The organism is Peribacillus psychrosaccharolyticus ATCC 23296, assembly GCF_000305495.1.
GTDB lineage: Bacteria > Bacillota > Bacilli > Bacillales > DSM-1321 > Peribacillus > Peribacillus psychrosaccharolyticus.
Genome location: NZ_AJTN02000162.1, coordinates 1 through 17,157, shown reverse-complemented (window position 1 = coordinate 17,157; position 17,157 = coordinate 1). Strand labels below are relative to the sequence as shown.

The 17,157-nt window shown below is 39.0% G+C and carries 15 protein-coding genes, 1 tRNA gene, 1 other RNA gene, 1 pseudogene and 1 other annotated feature; of the genes and pseudogenes, 7 read left to right on the top strand and 11 right to left on the bottom strand.

Annotation, left to right across the window (positions count from 1 at the left end; translation table 11 throughout):
* Positions 1 to 382: 382 nt before the first annotated feature.
* The 3 genes from WYK_RS08215 to ftsZ all read left to right on the top strand — a co-directional run bounded on the left by WYK_RS08215 (position 383) and on the right by ftsZ (position 4,199).
* Complete coding sequence (locus WYK_RS08215) at positions 383 to 1,189, top strand: cell division protein FtsQ/DivIB (protein WP_040374042.1); 807 nt, start codon at positions 383 to 385, stop codon at positions 1,187 to 1,189.
* Between the two features lie 538 nt (positions 1,190 to 1,727).
* Positions 1,728 to 3,026: a cell division protein FtsA gene (gene ftsA, locus WYK_RS08210; RefSeq protein ID WP_040374041.1), complete on the top strand. Its 1,299-nt coding sequence runs from the start codon at positions 1,728 to 1,730 to the stop codon at positions 3,024 to 3,026.
* Positions 3,027 to 3,059: 33 nt separating this feature from the next.
* The gene (gene ftsZ, locus WYK_RS08205) at positions 3,060 to 4,199 is read left to right on the top strand and encodes a cell division protein FtsZ (protein ID WP_040374040.1); all 1,140 of its coding nucleotides are present in this window, start codon (positions 3,060 to 3,062) and stop codon (positions 4,197 to 4,199) included.
* 262 nt (positions 4,200 to 4,461) lie between these two features.
* Here the strand turns inward: ftsZ and WYK_RS08200 are convergent, their stop codons facing one another.
* The 7 genes from WYK_RS08200 to tadA form a co-directional block, all read right to left on the bottom strand.
* The gene (locus WYK_RS08200) at positions 4,462 to 4,731 is read right to left on the bottom strand and encodes a pro-sigmaK processing inhibitor BofA family protein (protein WP_407951436.1); all 270 of its coding nucleotides are present in this window, start codon (positions 4,729 to 4,731) and stop codon (positions 4,462 to 4,464) included.
* Positions 4,732 to 4,803: 72 nt separating this feature from the next.
* Positions 4,804 to 5,022 (bottom strand): YaaL family protein, encoded by a 219-nt coding sequence (locus tag WYK_RS08195; RefSeq protein ID WP_040374038.1) that lies wholly within the window; start codon positions 5,020 to 5,022, stop codon positions 4,804 to 4,806.
* 21 nt (positions 5,023 to 5,043) lie between these two features.
* On the bottom strand, positions 5,044 to 5,640 hold the full coding sequence (gene recR, locus WYK_RS08190) for a recombination mediator RecR (RefSeq protein WP_040374037.1): 597 nt from the start codon (positions 5,638 to 5,640) through the stop codon (positions 5,044 to 5,046).
* Positions 5,641 to 5,767: 127 nt separating this feature from the next.
* Positions 5,768 to 6,094, bottom strand: a complete 327-nt coding sequence (locus tag WYK_RS08185; protein ID WP_040374051.1) for a YbaB/EbfC family nucleoid-associated protein — start codon at positions 6,092 to 6,094, stop codon at positions 5,768 to 5,770.
* A gap of 23 nt (positions 6,095 to 6,117) precedes the next feature.
* Positions 6,118 to 7,806 carry a DNA polymerase III subunit gamma/tau gene (dnaX, locus tag WYK_RS08180; RefSeq protein WP_040374036.1) on the bottom strand — a complete coding sequence of 563 codons (1,689 nt, stop codon included), beginning with the start codon at positions 7,804 to 7,806 and terminating at the stop codon, positions 6,118 to 6,120.
* A 123-nt stretch (positions 7,807 to 7,929) separates the two neighbouring features.
* Positions 7,930 to 8,194: signal recognition particle sRNA large type (ffs, locus tag WYK_RS23885), an RNA gene on the bottom strand.
* Between the two features lie 40 nt (positions 8,195 to 8,234).
* Positions 8,235 to 8,747 (bottom strand): tRNA adenosine(34) deaminase TadA, encoded by a 513-nt coding sequence (tadA, locus tag WYK_RS08175; protein ID WP_040374035.1) that lies wholly within the window; start codon positions 8,745 to 8,747, stop codon positions 8,235 to 8,237.
* Between the two features lie 110 nt (positions 8,748 to 8,857).
* Between tadA and WYK_RS08170 the strand changes: the two are divergent.
* The 3 genes and pseudogenes from WYK_RS08170 to WYK_RS08160 all read left to right on the top strand — a co-directional run bounded on the left by WYK_RS08170 (position 8,858) and on the right by WYK_RS08160 (position 10,899).
* A pseudogene (locus WYK_RS08170) lies at positions 8,858 to 9,387 on the top strand (cysteine hydrolase family protein).
* Between the two features lie 203 nt (positions 9,388 to 9,590).
* On the top strand, positions 9,591 to 10,250 hold the full coding sequence (locus tag WYK_RS08165) for a deoxynucleoside kinase (protein ID WP_040374034.1): 660 nt from the start codon (positions 9,591 to 9,593) through the stop codon (positions 10,248 to 10,250).
* Positions 10,228 to 10,899, top strand: a complete 672-nt coding sequence (locus tag WYK_RS08160; protein ID WP_040374033.1) for a deoxynucleoside kinase — start codon at positions 10,228 to 10,230, stop codon at positions 10,897 to 10,899. Before WYK_RS08165 ends, WYK_RS08160 begins: the two co-directional genes overlap by 23 nt.
* 126 nt (positions 10,900 to 11,025) lie before the next feature.
* Here the strand turns inward: WYK_RS08160 and WYK_RS08155 are convergent.
* From WYK_RS08155 to guaB, 4 genes are all read right to left on the bottom strand, one after another.
* A tRNA-Ser gene (locus WYK_RS08155) sits at positions 11,026 to 11,118 on the bottom strand.
* Between the two features lie 139 nt (positions 11,119 to 11,257).
* Complete coding sequence (serS, locus tag WYK_RS08150; RefSeq protein ID WP_040374032.1) at positions 11,258 to 12,535, bottom strand: serine--tRNA ligase; 1,278 nt, start codon at positions 12,533 to 12,535, stop codon at positions 11,258 to 11,260.
* A 63-nt stretch (positions 12,536 to 12,598) separates the two neighbouring features.
* Positions 12,599 to 12,827 (bottom strand) — a binding site (T-box leader).
* A 76-nt stretch (positions 12,828 to 12,903) separates the two neighbouring features.
* Positions 12,904 to 14,232 carry a D-alanyl-D-alanine carboxypeptidase family protein gene (locus WYK_RS08145; RefSeq protein WP_040374031.1) on the bottom strand — a complete coding sequence of 443 codons (1,329 nt, stop codon included), beginning with the start codon at positions 14,230 to 14,232 and terminating at the stop codon, positions 12,904 to 12,906.
* A gap of 176 nt (positions 14,233 to 14,408) precedes the next feature.
* Positions 14,409 to 15,872 carry an IMP dehydrogenase gene (guaB, locus tag WYK_RS08140; protein WP_040374030.1) on the bottom strand — a complete coding sequence of 488 codons (1,464 nt, stop codon included), beginning with the start codon at positions 15,870 to 15,872 and terminating at the stop codon, positions 14,409 to 14,411.
* A gap of 116 nt (positions 15,873 to 15,988) precedes the next feature.
* Here guaB and WYK_RS08135 point away from each other — a divergent pair, with 116 nt between their 5' ends.
* Positions 15,989 to 16,939 carry a YaaC family protein gene (locus WYK_RS08135; protein ID WP_040374029.1) on the top strand — a complete coding sequence of 317 codons (951 nt, stop codon included), beginning with the start codon at positions 15,989 to 15,991 and terminating at the stop codon, positions 16,937 to 16,939.
* Positions 16,940 to 17,157: the final 218 nt, after the last annotated feature.

Sequence of the window (17,157 nt, the reverse complement as noted above, 5' to 3'; positions counted from 1 at the left end):
CAGACAGTGCAATACTTTCTCTTTACTCAACCAGTTGCAAATTCATCTTAGAAATCATGTTTTTGAATTGTCAACAACATGCCATGAATCATCCTGATCATTTTCCTTTTAACAGAACTGAACTCGTCCTAAACTATATAATGGTTTGGTAAAAAATAGTAAAATTACTTGTATCTGATTAAGGAACTGTTGGGTATGTCAGCGGATTTGAAAGCGCAGAGGATGTTATGACTTTCATTCAGCCGTAAGGTATACAGCTGGAGTCAGAAGTTGATTAGTGGCTGTAATGAGTTAAACAGGTGAACAGGCCTGCGGTTGGACTGTTGCTGCTTCAGTACCATCAGGCCCGTACGCTTCATTTATTCGGGAAGAGGTGTACAAATTGGAGAACGGAAAGATAGTCTCAATAGAGGACCGCATCCCAAAACTAAAAGAAGTAAGGAAAAGAAAGGCTAATCGACGTTTAACAATGTTACTTTTAGTGTTTTTTATTCTAATTGCTTGTATCCTATATTTCCTTTCGCCTTTAAGTCATATTCGTTCTGTTGAGGTCGAAGGAAATCGATATCTTTCATCTGCTCAAATCAGTAAAGCAAGCAAGTTGAGTATGGATGCAAGCGTATGGAATGTGGACAAAAAAGAAACGATTGCTAATGTAAAGACATTGCCGGAAATAAAAAGTGTAAAAGTGAAGGTTAAATTGCCGAACTCAATTGTTATTGATGTAAAAGAACATAATCGTACGGCTTATTTAGTAAAAGCGGATCGGTTTTATCCAATTATGGAGAATGGGAAAATTCTGGACAAACTCCAAAAAGGAGAGATTCCTGTTTATGCTCCTGTGTTGCTTGGCTATCAAGAAGGGGAAGCATTAAATCTGCTTTTAGAACAATTAAAAGATTTGCCGGAAGCCGTTCTTAATTCTATTTCTGAAATCTATTCTGAGCCAACCAAAACGGATAAATACCATATAACTATGTTTATGAATGATGGATTCGAGGTCAGTGCCACCACTAGAACACTGTCAGAAAAACTTGTTCATTATCCTTCAATCGTTGGTCAGCTTGATCCCAATGTAAAAGGGGTGATTGATCTCGAAGTCGGTTCGTATTTTAAAGCTTACGAGCCTGTAGAGGATAAAAAAGAAAAGACGCAAAGCAATAAAATATCGACTAAAAATCGGCTGTGAAAATGAACTATTTATTGATATTCGGTATTTTTCTTTGACATCTTTTTCATTAGTAACTAGAGTAGTGTCTGAGGTCATCATCAGGATTTATCTGTATTTCTATGTCAAATTCCGATATTTAGAGTTTAGGAGAACATATGCCGGCTTAAGCAGTCAGACCAATAAAGCATTTTTTTACATCTCTGCCTAAACTTTAGCTTTGCTAGGTGTCTTTCTTGGTGTAGACTTATATTTAACTTGCATTCTGGGATTTGATGCCAGATATAGTCGTACATAACAGAAAGATGACTTATCAATTGGAAATAAACCAAAAAAATATTTTAAATTTAAAGGAAATCAGAAATGAATGGCGAATTGAGTAAAGAAGTATACCGCTTATATAAATAACGTATTACCAAATATATGTGAAGCTTGTATAAATCGGCCTTTCCTTCCTCTGTAAATTAGTTTGCCAATAAAGTGTATGTGGGTACATTAGTATGAATAGAATAATCGTTCAACCAGGTAAGAGTGTTAATTTTGAAGGAGGTGCCATGGAGTGAACAGCAATGAAATATACGTAAGTCTTGACATCGGTACATCCAGTGTGAAAGTAATCATTGGGGAAATGGTCAACGAAACACTTAACATAATCGGTGTAGGAAACGTTAAATCGGATGGGTTAAAAAAAGGTTCGATTGTCGACATAGATGAAACTGTCCAGTCCATTCAACGTGCAGTTGAACAGGCAGAGAGAATGATTGGAATGGAAATAAGCAAAGTGGTCGTTGGTATCAGCGGAAATCACGTTACGCTTCAGCCATGCCATGGTGTAGTAGCTGTATCGAGCGAAAATAAAGAAATCACACAAAATGATGTGCAGCGTGTCCGTGAAGCAGCAGAGCTCATTACCATTCCGTCCGATCGGGAAATCATTGATGTTCTTCCTATCCATTATAAAGTGGATGAATTAGATGAAATCAATGATCCAAGAGGTATGATTGGTGTCCGTCTCGAAATGAGAGGAATCTTAATCACCGGCTTACGCACGATCTTACATAATACCTTACGCTGTGTAGAAAAAGCAGGTCTTGAAATTACTGATATAGCTCTGCAGCCGCTGGCTGCCGGATCGTTGGTATTATCAAAAGATGAGAAAGAACTAGGGGTAGCGCTTCTGGATATTGGCGGAGGTTCAACTACACTTGCTGTTTTTGAACAAGGATATTTAAAGCATTCCTTAGTTATTCCAATCGGCGGCGAAACACTGACGAAGGATTTATCAATTGTTCTGCGTACTTCAACTGATGAAGCAGAGAAAATTAAAATTAAGCATGGTCATGCTTTTTATGATGATGCTTCTGAAGAAGATGTATTTAATATTCCAATTATCGGGAGTGACCAACAGCAGCCGTGCAACCAGCTAATGCTCTCCGATATTATTGAAGCAAGAATGACCGAGATATTCGAAATGGTCATGGACGAGCTGCATAGACTTGGTTTCGAGGATATTCCAGGCGGTTTTGTTCTTACCGGTGGAGTGGTTAAAATGCCGGGTGTATTAGAGCTTGCCCAGTATGTGTTCCAAAATAGAGTAAGAGCAGCAGAACCAAATTATATCGGAGTTCGTGAACCACAATACACTACAGCTGTAGGTCTAATCAAGCATGCTTGCAAAAAAGCAAGAGCAGTGAACAGTCATACAAAAACACCAGTAGCTGCTGGGTCTGTTAAAGAAAAAAATGAGCAGCGCTCAACACAAAAACAAAATCAACAAGTAAAAGAACGTTCAGAGAAAAAACCGGTGGAAAAAGGTGAATCCAAATTCAAAAAAATCATGGGTTACTTTTTTGAATAGATACGAGGATTACTGCCAAATAGGAGGATTAACATGTTAGAGTTTGATTCTAATTTAGATTCATTAGCAACTATAAAAGTAATAGGGGTTGGCGGCGGAGGAAACAACGCAGTAAACCGAATGATTGAACATGGTGTTCAGGGAGTAGAGTTTATTTCAGTTAACACTGATGCCCAAGCACTTAATCTATCAAAAGCTGAAATTAAGATGCAAATAGGCGGCAAGCTGACTCGTGGATTAGGAGCAGGTGCAAATCCGGAAGTTGGGAAAAAGGCTGCAGAAGAAAGCAAAGAACAAATTGAAGAAGCTTTAAAAGGTTCTGATATGGTATTCGTTACTGCAGGTATGGGGGGCGGAACCGGAACAGGTGCTGCACCAGTCATTGCACAGATTGCTAAAGAAATCGGTGCCTTAACTGTTGGTGTTGTTACTCGACCATTTACCTTTGAAGGACGTAAAAGAGCAACTTCAGCACAGGGCGGAATTTCAGCCATGAAGGAAGCTGTGGATACGTTAATTGTTATTCCAAACGACCGTTTACTTGAAATTGTCGACAAAAGTACACCAATGCTTGAAGCGTTCCGTGAAGCAGATAATGTTTTACGTCAAGGTGTACAAGGGATTTCTGATTTAATCGCTGTACCTGGTTTAATTAACCTGGATTTTGCCGATGTTAAAACTATCATGTCAAATAAGGGTTCAGCCTTGATGGGTATTGGGATTTCTTCAGGAGAAAATCGTGCTGCTGAAGCCGCTAAAAAAGCAATCTCAAGTCCGTTGCTTGAAACGTCAATCGATGGCGCTCAGGGTGTGCTGATGAACATTACTGGTGGAACAAACCTCAGTCTATTTGAAGTTCAAGAGGCGGCTGATATTGTCGCCATTGCTTCTGATCAAGATGTCAATATGATTTTCGGATCTGTTATCAATGAGAACCTTAAGGACGAAATTGTTGTCACTGTCATTGCTACTGGCTTCAACGAAACAGAGGCTCCAAGACCAGCTCAAACATCTCGTCCATCATATGGTCAGCCTAGACCAACAGCTGCTCCAGGCATCAAACGTGAAACAAAACGGGAAGAGCCTGTAGAACAGCCAACAAAAAATATGAATCAAGCGGATGAAGCATTAGATATTCCTGCTTTTCTTCGCAACCGAAATAGACGTCGTTAAATCTAAGATAAAATTATTTTTGCTGTTTCTTTCGAAACAACTTTATTAGTATATCATTTATTCTTTTAACTGTCAAACACTTTTTTAAAATGTTTTTTCCAGCTCTTCGAATAATTAATAGTCTTTTTGACGACATCCACTATATTATCACTCATTTTTAGTTTGGTCAATCCCTATTTTTAAATAATATTATGTTATCTATATATATCTTCCTCTTAAACTGGGTATAGGCAATAAAAAAAACAGGGGTTGCTTCCCCTGCTTACAACACCCAAAAGTCTATAGCTGCCAGAGCAGCCACTCCAGGAATTCCTAAAATCCCCGCAATTACCGACGTAGTCAGGTTAATCGGAACGTGAATTCCAGCCTGATTGCCTAAAGCATTTAAAAAGAATAAAAAGACAGCGCCAATAATGACCTTTATTAACCCTTGACCGATGAAGCGAATAGACTTTACCGGTGTACCTACAATTAATAGAAGAAAAATAATACTGGCGATAACCGCAACAAAAACAATTGGCTGCAAAGACATCACTCCTTACTTAGCTTGTACTAGTAAGGTATGTATAAAATCAATCTTCAAGAACCTGCAGGCAAAATAATGTCATCTCCGAAGGCTAACTCTTCTTTGTTTGGCTTCTTTAAATAGATAAAAATACTTTACTTCTGCAAGCTTAGTTTGCAAAATGGCGTCTTGTGAGGGATCAACGCTTTTTTCCAACATAGACTTTTGATACAGCCAATCTTTCTTTAATAGTTCTAGTTGCTCGATTAGTTTTTGGTCATACTCATTCCGAAGCCAACCTTTTCGTCGAAAGAACAAACATTATTCCCCCTTTGCACCTTATATTTCTCTTCTTCCCTCTAACGCCTTAGACAGGGTCACTTCGTCAGCGTATTCGAGATCGCCGCCCATAGGCAGACCATGCGCAATTCTTGTTACTTTAATTCCTGATGGCTTCAATAGTCTTGAGATATACATAGCTGTAGCTTCCCCTTCTATATTAGGGTTTGTTGCAATGACCACTTCTTGTACAGTCTCATCCTGAAGACGTTTTAATAAATCAGGGATATTAATATCTTCTGGTCCTATCCCATCCATAGGAGAAATACTACCGTGAAGAACGTGATATAAACCGTTATATTCCCTCATCTTTTCAAGTGCAATTACATCCTTTGGATCTTGAATGACACAAATTGTAGTTCGATCCCGCCGCTTATCTTCACAGATGTAGCAAGGGTCCTGATCTGTTATGTGTCCGCAAATCGAGCAATAAGACAAGTTACGTTTCGCATTAATCAAAGCCTTTGCGAAATCCAAGACAGTATCTTCCTTCATACCTAAAATAAAAAACGCAAGACGAGCGGCTGTTTTAGGACCGATACCAGGTAATTTCATAAAACTATCGATAAGCTTTGAGATTGGTTCAGGATAATGCATGAAGAATTCCTCCTAATATATAAAAACAGCCTATTACATTCATCGGACCAACTACATTTAAAGTCTGATAAGACACAGATGCCCGGCCACATCATGTAGAAATGGCCGGGCGCAGTGACTAAAATCCTTAAAACATACCGCCAGGAAGATTCATCCCTTTAGTGAATTGACCCATCGTTTTGTTTGTCAGCTCGTCTGCATTTTTCAACGCATCATTTGTCGCAGCTAACACAAGGTCCTGCAGCATTTCGATATCTTCTGGATCAACCACTTCAGGCTTAATGTTTACTTCAACAATTTCTTTATGTCCGGTAACAACAACAGTTACCATTCCGCCGCCAGCTGATCCTTCAATTTTCTTTTCGCCAAGCTCTTCTTGAGCCTCAGCCATTTGTTTTTGCATTTTTTGCATTTGCTTCATCATATTTTGCATATTACCCATTCCGCCACGCATACCCATTGTCATAACCTCCGTTATTAATCTTTAATTTCCAGCAAATCGTCACCGACTAGTTTTCGGGCTTCTGCTATAAAAGGGTCTTCTTCTTTCGTTTCCACTTCCGATGTACCATCCATTTGCTGCGTGGAGATAAATTCCTCACGAATCTGCGACCACTGACTCTCAGGTACCCCTGCTAGTTCTAATCGATGGCCGGTAACTTGCTGCATAATAGAGGCAATCGCTTCAAGAAAACGAGAATTTTCCATTGTCATCTGACAATGTATATCATATTTAAATTTTAACACAAAAGCAGTTGAAGAAGCAGCAACAGGTTCCGCTTCATTAAATAAAGCAGCAAGGGATTTTAAATTTTGAATACCCAGCTGTTCGAGAACTTCTCCCCACTTACTCTTAACTCTATTCAGATCAGGTTTTGTAGCTTCTCTTAGAATAAGATGAATTTTTCCTACAGGCGCTTTATAAGACTTCTTATTTACCCGTTGAGTTTTTTGCTGTGTTGGTTGAGCTGCCGCAGGCGCTGCTGTAAGGCCTTTTTCTTTCAATTCTTGAAGCTGTCTTTCAAGCTCCTCTACTTTATGCTGCAGCTGTTCAATATGAGTACCAGAAATCTCAGCTGCCTGTTCACGATGGCATAATTTCACAAGAGATACTTCAAGAAAGATCCGCGGATGATTGGTCCATTTCATTTCCTGCTGTGTTTTGTTAAAGCTCTCGATGATGTCGTAGATTTGATCTGAATTTATAGTCTTAACTAAGTTTTCAAATTCTGGATCAATCAGTACTCGGTCAAATGAACCCGCAAGTCCTGGAGCCATTTGATACAGAAGCAAATCTCGGAAAAAGAAAATCATATCTTCAATGAACCGGGTCGGGTCTTTCCCCATGGATAATAGTTCATCTAAAACCTGTAGGGCCTCCGCAACATCCTTTTCATAGATTGCCTTAGCAAGTCTACCAAGAAATGCTTGTGATACAGATCCGGTTACAGTCAAGGCATCTTCTACCGTTACTTCATCAGAACTAAAGGAAATCGCTTGGTCAAGCAGACTTAACGCATCACGCATTCCGCCTTCTGCAGCTCGCGCAATAAGATGGAGGGCCTGTTCATTAACAGAAGTACCTGTTTCAGCTATAATCTGCGACATTCTTCCGACAATATCCTGAGGTTGAATCCGTTTAAAATCGAAGCGCTGACAGCGGGAAATAATTGTCAGGGGAATTTTATGCGGTTCAGTGGTAGCAAGAATAAAAATCACGTGCTTCGGAGGTTCTTCCAGTGTTTTTAATAAAGCATTAAAGGCTCCTTGAGAAAGCATGTGCACTTCATCGATGATATATACTTTATAGGTAACCGCATTCGGTGTATATTTCACTTTATCTCGTATATCTCGTATTTCTTCGACTCCATTATTAGACGCAGCATCAATTTCTATAACATCTGAAATGGATCCATCCGTAATACCTAAACAAGCTGCACATTTATTACATGGTTCACTCGTTGGGGCTTGTTCACAGTTAACAGCTTTCGCTAAAATTTTTGCTGCACTTGTTTTACCCGTTCCACGTGGTCCAGAAAATAGGTAGGCGTGGGACACTTTTTGCTGCATAAGAGCATTTTGCAAGGTTGTTGTTACATGTTCTTGGCCAACGACATCAATAAATTGCTGTGGCCGCCATACGCGGTATAATGCTTGGTACCCCACGGATACTCCTCCTTCATTTTCTTCATCTATATTTATTATAACGTACTGTTTTCTTGAATAAAACCATCCATCGCCGGATAAAAAAAACTCATCCAACAGGATGAGTGAATGACTTATGTAATACCGTGCACCTTCTGTCGATTTGCAGCCATAAGCGTTACTTAAGCAGTTAGCTCTGCCCAGGCAGCCCTGCGGCACATGAGAGTTTCCACTTAATGCTGCTTCCTTCCGGATCTGACATGGTTCATGGATTCTCATTGCGCAGGACCCAGGCTTCAACACCACTTACTTAAGGCAGACCCTACAGCATACGAACCTCGAGAAGGAATTCAACCTCGCTGGAGCGGATTGCGAGTACAGGGCACCGCTACCTCCCCGTCTAGCACGGCAAATATAATTATACTAAGCAAACCTTAAAAAAGCAAACCTTATTGATTACCAATTATATTAGATATACCTTCTGCCTTTCTCAGTGCCTTTTCTGTTTTCTTTCGTTCACGAAGAGATCTGAAAAAATCTGTTAGTATACGCCCACACTCATCTCCAAGAATTCCACTTTCCACTTCACTTTGATGATTAAAGCGTTCATCTTGTAATAAATTCATAAAAGTACCCGCACAGCCCGCCTTTGGATCATGAGCTCCAAAAACAACTCGTTTCACCCGCGACTGTATAATGGCTCCTGCACACATTGGACACGGCTCTAATGTCACGTAGAGCGTAGCATCCTCTAATCTCCATGTACCAAGACGCTGACAAGCACGATCAATCGCCAGCAGTTCAGCATGCGCGATAGCATTATGATCTGTTTCGCGTAAGTTATGGCCCCTAGAAATAATTTCTCCGCCTAGTTCAATGACAGCTCCAATTGGTACTTCGTTTAATTCTTTTGCTTTCTTTGCTTCTTCTAATGCTTGCCTCATAAAGTATATATCGTCCATTAGTAATATCCTCCTTCAACTAACTGAGTAAAGGAAGGGACAATGAGCCACACTACCTTTTATCATTGTATTTTACTCCTGTACTACCCCATACTTAGGAGGCTTACCGTATGAACAACCAGCCAAAACGCGCATTGCTGATTATAGATATGATAAATGATTTTGCCTTTCCTCATGGTTCTTTGCTTCTCCAACATACAACACCTATTATTAAACCCATACTACAGATTAAGCAACAGTTCAGACAGGATAACAATCCTATTATCTATGTTAATGATCATTATAATTTATGGCAGGCTGATTTCCAAAAAATTATAAAAACCTGCCGAAATGAACAAAACAAGGCGATCATTGATAAGATATCTCCTGATAAGGATGATTTTTTTTAATTAAACCAAAGTATTCGGCTTTTTATGGTACCGCATTAAACACGCTGCTTCACCATCTCAACGTAACCCACTTAACGATAACAGGTATAGCAGGGAATATATGCGTGTTATTTACGGCTAACGATGCCTATATGCGGGAATATACACTTTCAGTTCCACAAAATTGTTTAGCTTCTGCCTCACCTCAGGATAACGAGTATGCTTTACTTATGATGAAACATGTCTTAAAAGCAGATATTTCGTCAAATTAGGTCTAACTAGATGAATATTCAATCAAGCTTGCGGCGATTTGCCCCTAGCTTTTTTTGTCGTATATTGTATTAATTTTTAAGCCTAGGTCAAATGTCTATGATACAATAATTCATGGCATATCTGAATGACCATTATGATGTGAAAAATTAACCAAGAACCTATCCTGCTTTGCAGGTTGTTTTTTTGGAGGAGGAACAATCCAATGAAAAGCACACCGTTTATTACCGTTGAGGGTCCAATTGGTGTGGGGAAGACATCTCTTGCAAAAGCACTCTCTAACCATTTTCAATTTTCTTTGTTAAAGGAGATTGTTGACGAAAATCCTTTTCTCGGAAAATTTTATAATAATATCGAAGAGTGGAGCTTTCAAACGGAAATGTTTTTCCTTTGTAATCGCTATAAGCAGCTGGAAGATATCCAGGCTAACTATCTAGCTCAAGAGAAATCCGTAGTAGCCGATTACCATATCTTCAAAAATCTTATCTTCGCCCAAAGAACCCTGAAGGACCAACAGTATGATAAATACTTAGAGATCTTTACTATCTTAACGAAAGACATGCCTAAGCCAAATATGGTGATTTATCTTGATGCAAGTCTTGAAACCTTATTTAATCGTATTGGTAAAAGGGGCAGGGATTTCGAAAAAAACATTAGTCCCCTCTATCTAGAGCAATTATCCCTCGATTATAAAATCTTTATGGAAACATTTGAAAAACAGCATCCGGATATTCCGGTACTGCGCTTTAATGGCGACCAAATGGATTTCGTTGAAAACAAGGATGATTTAGAGGCAATTGTAACCGAAATTGAATTCGCACTTCACAAAGGAGTTTTTACGCATGAACCTTCGGAAAAAATATGATATCCCCGCCAACTCTGTCATTACGATTGCTGGCACAGTAGGCGTCGGTAAATCAACCATGACGAACGCTTTAGCAAATGCTTTACAATTTAGAACTTCATTTGAAAAAGTCGACACAAATCCTTATCTTGATAAGTTCTACGATGATTTTGATCGCTGGAGCTTCCATCTGCAAATTTATTTTTTAGCAGAACGTTTTAAAGAACAGAAGAGAATCTTTGAGTATGGCGGCGGATTTATTCAAGATCGTTCCATTTATGAAGACACCGGTATCTTTGCTAAAATGCATTATGAAAAAGGGACGATGAACCCAACTGACTATGAAACCTATACAAGCTTATTTGACGCTATGGTATTAACACCTTACTTCCCTCATCCAGACTTAGTGATTTATTTAGAAGGTTCACTAGATGACATCTTAAGCCGCATTAAAGACCGCGGTCGTCCAATGGAACAAACGACTCCTATTGCTTATTGGACAGAAATGCATCAACGCTATGAAGAATGGATTAATCAATTCAACGCATGCCCCGTATTACGGTTGAATATAAATGAGTACGACCTGGTAAGCAGCGAGGGTTCGATTGAACCGATTGTCGAACGTATTGCCTCTTATATGGATCAAACAAAAAGATTAAGAAGAATATAAGAAAAAGCACACCTCATATAAAGGTGTGCTTTTTTTATATTGAAAAAACAAAATTAAAAAAACCTGCCACATTTCTGCAACAGGTTTCACGATATCCAATTTATGCGCTGTGGTTTTTAATAAGTATGGAGGAGGAAGGGGGATTCGAACCCCCGCGGGTTTTGACACCCCTGTCGGTTTTCAAGACCGATCCCTTCAGCCGGACTTGGGTATTCCTCCGTATCAACATTTTATATATTACAGGGATTTGAAACGAAAGTCAATAACCTTTTTAAAGTTTTTTTAAAATAATTTATCAAACGAAAAAATACTACTTAATCTATAAATAAAAGAGAAGGGGAGTCCCCCTCTCTTCCACTCACCCTTTAATTACTTTTGCTCCGCGCATATATGGAACAAGAACCTCAGGAACTTTCACACTGCCATCTGCTTGTTGATAGTTCTCAAGGATAGCGGCTACCGTCCGGCCAATCGCCAGTCCAGAACCATTTAACGTATGCACATGCTCCGGTTTCCCCTTTGGATCACGACGGAAGCGAATATTAGCCCGTCTTGCTTGGAAAGCTTCAAAGTTACTACAAGAAGAGATTTCACGATATGTTTCATAGCTTGGAATCCACACTTCAATATCGTACTTCATTGCCGCAGTAAACCCAAGATCAGCCGTACACATTCTTAAGACACGATACGGAAGATCTAGTAGCTGAAGCACCTTTTCTGCATGTCCAGTCAATTGTTCAAGTGCCTCATAAGAATCTTCCGGTTTAACAAATTTAACAAGCTCTACTTTGTTAAATTGGTGCTGACGGATTAACCCACGAGTATCACGTCCCGCAGACCCTGCTTCAGAGCGGAAGCTGGCGCTGTAGGCTGCATAGCTGATAGGTAAGCTGTCTGCACTTAGAATTTCATCACGATGGAAATTAGTTACTGGGACTTCTGCTGTAGGAATTAAGAAGTAATCTTCACTTTCAATGCGGAAGGCATCTTCTTCGAATTTAGGAAGCTGTCCTGTCCCTGTCATACTAGCCCGATTTACCATATACGGTGGAAGCATTTCCTCATAACCGTGTTCTTCAACATGCAAATCAATCATGAAGTTAATTAGTGCACGCTCAAGTCTTGCCCCTAGGCCTTTATAAAAAACAAAACGACTGCCTGTTACTTTTGCAGCTCTCTCAAAGTCAAGAATTCCTAGTTCCGTCGCAACATCCCAGTGAGGTTTTGGTTCAAAATCAAAAGCAGGAACCTCTCCCCATTTACGTATTTCGACATTATCATCTTCTGTTTCTCCAACAGGCACACTTTCATGAGGAATATTAGGAATAGACATTAACAGCTTATCTAAAACTTCTTCCACACTACGAAGCTCTTCATCGAAACTCTTAATTTGATCGCCAACCTGTCTCATTTCGACAATTAGATGATCTGCATCCTGTTTTTCGCGTTTTAATACGGCAACCTGCTGTGATACCTCATTACGACGACTTTTTAATTTCTCCGTTTCAGCAATCAATGTACGGCGTTTGACATCTAACTCTTCAAAACGACCCAGATCAGTCAAATCCTCGCCGCGATGCTGTAATGAGTGTTTAACCTGTTCAAAATTATTACGTAAGTATTTTAAATCTAACATCTAATATTCCTCCTATTAGTAACTCAAATTTTTAAAATGAACGCAAAAAACTCCCGTCCCCTGAAAAGGGACGAGAGTTAACCCGCGTTGCCACCCTAGTTGAAAGTATAATAAATAAACTTTCCACTTATAAAGATAACGGCTAAAGCCGAAAGTAATTACTAACCTTTTTAGCTAAGGCGTTCCATACTTTGCTCAAGGAGGGATTCATAAATGCCTTACACCGATTCACACCAACCATCGGCTCTCTTTAGAAAAAACATCTATTACTAGTTCCTATCAACGTTTTCATTTTATCAATTTGTTTTCCATAATGTACTATAATTATTTGCAAGTTGCAACCCTTTTATTCATCATTACGAGAAGAATTAAAACCAACCCTTAACGGTTGAGGAAGCACTGTCCCAAACATCTCCGAAGAATCCTCCAACTGCACGCATAGATAAGACAAACCAGTTAGCCTTTTCAACAGATTCAGCAGCAACCACGTCTACTTGAACAGTTTTAGCACCCTTTTTGTCTATAAATCCATAATCTGAATCTTCTTTAGAGTCTACAGTTAAGTACCCAATCTTATCGCCTTTTTTAATAGGAGCTGATAATTCGCCATCTTCATTCAGCTTATCCTTATCAATAACAAGCTTTGGTGCGTAGTTACCCTTTTGACCTTTTTCAATGGTAAGCTCAATCGCCTTTTCCGATTGAATTTTAACGCTGTCTTCTTTCCCTTTTGCTACAGGTAATTTTTCTTTTCCTTTCACCTGATAATCAGCGGGTACAATTTTCTCTGTATTGAAGTTACTAAATGCATAATCCATCAATTTAATACTATCTTCAAAACGTTCGCTTTTAGATGTCGACTTCATTACAACGGTAAGATAACGCTGCCCATCACGGATTGCAGTAGCGGTATGTCCGTAACCAGCAAAGTCAGTTGAACCTGTTTTTAACCCATCTACACCTTTATACTCATAGATTAGTCCTGGAAGCATCCAGTTGAAATTAGGATATTCTTTTCCATCACGGAACTCTAATTTAGATACCTTTGAAAAGTCTAGAACTTCCGGATAATCTGTGATTAAACGGTATGCGAGTGTCGCTGTATCTCTTGCTGTCATTACGTTTTCTTCATTAGCATCACCAGCAGGGTGATTTCCCAATAAATCGGAATTATTCAATCCGCTTGAGTTAACAAACTTAAAGTCTTTTAATCCAATTTCTTTTGCTTTTTTATTCATAAGTTTAACAAAGTTCTTTTCGCTTCCTGAAATCAACTCTGCTAATGCTACTGTTGCTGCATTACCTGAATAAATCGCCATTGCACTGTATAGCTCTTTAACTGTGTAATCCTCACCCTGTGTTAACCCTACATTCGACAAGTTGGGAGTCTTAGAAAGATTATGTATATATTCGTTAATCTTTACTGTATCATCCCACTTAATTTTTTTATCTTTAATAGCTTCCATAATGATGTATTCAGTCATCATTTTAGACATTGATGCAATTCCTAATACTTTATCAGCATTTTTTTCGAAGATAATCTTTCCACTTTTTCCATCAAGAATAATAGCTGCTTCGGCCTTTAAACCAAGCGTATTATCTTCAGCCGCAGCTTTAAGCGGACTGTAGGTAAATTGCGATGCAATGAGAACTAGTAACATTGTAAAAACCAATGTTATCTGGCTGATTTTTTTCAATTTTTTTACCTCCAACTTTCATAGCTTCTATATGTTACGAAGAGCCTCTCCGTTATTTGAATCACACGTTGTCTAGTTTATCACAAAAAAATTAATAAAAAAAGACAGAGTATCTTTCCCCTCTGTCTGGCTTTTTATTCATCTAACAAACAAGTTTTTATTTTTCAATTTCTTAATTATAATGAGTAATTTGGAGCTTCTTTTGTAATCTGTACATCATGTGGATGACTTTCACGTAACCCTGCTCCAGTCATTCTGATGAATTGTGCCTGCTCACGTAGTGTATGAAGATCTGCTGACCCGCAATATCCCATACCAGAACGAATACCACCGACTAATTGGTAGACTGTATCTGCCAAAGGTCCTTTATATGGTAACCTGCCTTCAATACCTTCAGGGACGAATTTCTTATTATCTTCTTGGAAATAACGATCCTTAGAACCATTCTCCATCGCAGCAACAGAACCCATACCACGATAAACCTTAAAGCGGCGTCCTTGGAATATCTCAGTATCTCCTGGGCTTTCTGTAACCCCTGCAAGCATACTGCCGAGCATAACAGCATGTCCTCCGGCTGCCAATGCCTTCACAATATCACCTGAGTACTTTATACCACCATCAGCTATAATGGTTTTTCCAAGCTTCCGTGCTTCGGTAGCACAATCGTAAATAGCGGTAATCTGTGGAACACCGACACCCGCAACCACCCGTGTGGTACAAATAGAACCAGGACCGATTCCCACCTTAACAATGTCAGCACCAGCTTCAATTAAGGCTCTTGTTGCTGCTCCTGTAGCTACATTACCAGCAATAATAGTTAATTCTGGGAAGTTTGCACGCATTTCTTTTATAGCATCTTGTACGCCCCTAGAGTGACCATGTGCGGTATCAATCACTATTACATCTACCTGTGCTTTCACAAGCATCTCTACACGTTTCAATGTATCTTTTGTCACACCCACGGCAGCTCCAGCTAATAAGCGGCCTTGCTTATCTTTTGCGGAATTAGGGAATTCCAGCACTTTCTCAATATCCTTAATCGTAATAAGTCCTTTTAATACACCTGACTCATTAACCAAAGGCAGTTTTTCAATTTTATATTTTTGAAGAATCTCTTCAGCTTGTTTTAAATTTGTTCCGACAGGAGCAGTCACCAAATCTTCTGCAGTCATGACTTCAGAAATCTGGAGGGAAAAATCAGAGATAAAGCGCAAATCACGGTTTGTAATGATCCCGACCAATTTTCTTTCTTTTTCATTGTTAACAATTGGAACACCAGAAATACGGTATTTACCCATTAAATGCTCTGCATCAAAAACTTGATGCTCTGGGGTTAGGAAAAAGGGATCAGTAATGACGCCGCTTTCTGAACGTTTTACTTTATCTACTTGTTCAGCTTGTGCTTCGATCGACATGTTTTTATGGATGATTCCGAGCCCGCCCTGTCTTGCCATAGCGATAGCCATTTCAGCTTCAGTAACGGTATCCATCCCTGCGCTGATAATCGGCAGATTTAATCTAAGGTTTTCTGCTAATGTAACTTGCAGGTTCACCTCATTGGGTAGTACCTCAGATTTTGCTGGGATTAATAATACATCATCGAACGTTAAACCTTCTTTTGCAAACTTAGTTTCCCACATCTTTTTTCCCCTCCTGCTAAAAAAATATTATTTGTAGGTTATCAATTGGACAATATACTGTCAAGGAGTTATTGAAATGTTTGATTTTTCTGCTAATTAGAAAGGGGTTCCTATTTTTGATTAATCTTAATATTTGGAACGGTTTTACTCGATACTATTCTTCCTCATCTACTCAACAATATTTACAAAAATGCTACCAAAAACTTTCGATTATAAATATTGAAACAAAGAGCTATGATAACTGTTACCCTTTTATCTATTATTTAGAGCATGGTCAAACCTATTTTACCCAAGCAAGAACTGCTCCTTTATCCATACAACCTATCTTACTATTTTACGGTTGCCTGCAATTAATAAAGGCTTGTCTGCTGACCATTGATCCCGACTATCCAGACACCACCTCAGTATTAGCTCATGGGGTTACAACCCGAAAACGGAAGAAACAACAATACTCCTTTTTACAAGATGAAGTGAAAACTCAAAAGAATGGTTTGTTCTCACATATGTCATGGAAAATGTTTCACATGAAACAATTAGAACATGAAAAATTCTCCATGGAGCAGCTAATTCGAGAAATCCCTGAGATGCAGCATATTCATCCCAAAAAAACTTTTGAAAAATTAGCGGAAACAGAAAATCATTTTGAACTTCCTCTTTCTCTTCTAGATACCTTTCAAATGACAAGTGCACGGTTAGGTGACTTCCTAACAGCAAAAACAAAGTTAAGTATGGATGTTAAACCAGATAAGCTTAAACTCAACTTAGTAACAGAAGAACCATTTACAGTGAACCAACATTCTCCTATCCATTTTAACCTTATAGAAAACACATACATGCTTTCACTAAATAAACATTCACCATGTTATCTTTTTCCTGAACTCTTAAATCATTACCTCGTTTTATATAACCTAAGTATGATTTGCCGTTATGAAACAGAATGGTGGTACGAGTTACAAAAGACAGTGCCCACTGATGACTTCCCAGCTATTGTACAATATGTCCAGATTAGTCAGGAGAAAATACCCTTTCTTATTCTGCAATGGTTAACCAGCATTTCAGTGAAATAGGCATTGTGGTTTAGATGAAGCTCGTCTATCCCATGGGGCACAGTATTTTTTTAAAAATGGGTCGCTGGTCTTTTAACCCATACATCTTAGGGAGATTCCCATTTAAGAAAACATGCTGACTTCTAGATTCCCATGGGGGGGATTTTATCTGTTTTTGGGCTATTCCGGCCATTAATCCCGTCTGAGTATGATTTTCAGCTTAAAAATACCCCATAGGG